The sequence below is a fragment of the Desulfosporosinus sp. Tol-M2 genome, assembly GCF_059735615.1.
The window spans coordinates 1-1,505 of sequence record NZ_JCAIJG010000072.1 but is presented as its reverse complement, the minus strand read 5'-3'; the positions used below and the strand labels follow the sequence as shown (position 1 = coordinate 1,505).

Genomic DNA, 1,505 nt, shown 5'->3' with positions numbered 1-1,505 from the left:
CGTTACTCTCGTTCTTGCCGGTGGCGCAAGCTACAGAATCTAATATGTGAAAGTTGGTTGGCCAAAACATATACGAGGTGGGAAATGAAAGATCTTCCGAAGTCCTTTAAGGGATTGTTTATTGTGATCACCCTATTAGCTCTAGTAATTTGGATTAGGGCAATCTGCCAAATGAATTGGGCGATGATCGATGTCTTTCATTTATTAATATTTGGACTTCTTGCGGCGGCCAGTGAATCCCTACCGGTTTCCTTACCCAGGGGCGGTTATGTGACGGTAAGTTTTGCGGTGTTTATTTGCGCGGCCATTTTATTTCCTTTTGGGGTTTCCGTATCGGTGGCTGCAATAGGAGGACTGTTTGTTTTTGGGAAAGAAGTGCAGGGGGAGCCATTTTACAAAAGGGTGTTTAACGCGTCACAGTTTGTAGTAGCTATTTGCGCAGCAAGCGTTGTGCTGAAGTTAACAGCAACGGGGTTTAGTGTCGCCCCTGTGACAATAATTATTTATCTTGCGGCGGCGTTTACTTACATGTTAACAAATATAACCCTGGTGGCAATTGCCTTGGGGGTATTACAGAACAAATCTCCCTGGTTTATTTGGATCGGAAATATTCAATGGTCTATTCCTAACTTTATGGCGCTGGCGCCTCTTGGTTTGCTCATGGCTTTGATTTATGATAATTACGGCTCAGGGGGACTGCTCCTGCTCTTCATTCCCCTATTGATTTCTCGCCATTCCTTCCAGCTTTATATAGACATGAGAGAAAATTATCTGAATACGGTTGAAGCCTTGGTCCAGGCGCTGGAGGCTAAAGACACGTACACTAGCGGACATTCCGAAAGAGTCGGAAAATTTTCAGTCGCTATAGCGGAAGAAATCAAAATGAGTGATGAAAAGATAGTGTTCCTCAAATACGCAGCCGTGTTGCATGACATAGGAAAGATTGGGGTAAGCGAAACAATCCTGAATAAAGAGGGAAAACTGCTGGATTTGGAGTGGGAATCCATTCGCGCTCATCCGGTCATCGGGCAAACAATTATCAAAAAAATTAAATTTTTGTTTGATATTGGGCTCGTAGTGCGTCATCACCACGAAAGATATGATGGAAAGGGCTATCCGGATGGAATCAAAGGGGAAGAAATTCCGCTGGAAGCCCGGATCATTGCCGTTGCCGATACTTATGATGCGATCACTTCCGATCGGATTTATCGTAAAGGCCGGACACATGACGAGGCCATTGCTGAACTTAAAAGAGTCGCCGGAACCCAATTGGATCCGGAGATAGTAGAAATATTCTGTAAAGTGGTCAAGAGTGAATCGAGTGTTCGAACGGTCAGAACTGACCAATTACAAACTGCTTAGTCATTTAGGGAGGTTTAAGAGGTAAAGTATGCTCATCGAGACCGTGATTCTAGCTGTGTTTATAAGCCTTATCAGCGGAGGAAAAATGAGTCGTCTGGGCAAGCTCAACTTCCGAAAATTTTGGCTGGTTCCCTTGGCCCTTT

The 1,505-nt window shown here is 44.4% G+C and carries 1 protein-coding gene; it reads left to right on the top strand.

Annotation, left to right across the window (positions count from 1 at the left end):
- The first annotated feature begins 84 nt into the window (after positions 1-84).
- On the top strand, positions 85-1,362 hold the full coding sequence (locus AC6I5A_RS05525; RefSeq protein WP_052167920.1) for an HD domain-containing phosphohydrolase: 1,278 nt from the start codon (positions 85-87) through the stop codon (positions 1,360-1,362).
- Positions 1,363-1,505 lie beyond the last annotated feature (143 nt).

Bases quoted from the DNA above. Each gene is read 5' to 3' on its own strand.
- AC6I5A_RS05525 (WP_052167920.1), top strand. From the start codon at position 85: ATGAAAGATCTTCCGAAGTCCTTTAAGGGATTGTTTATTGTGATCACC.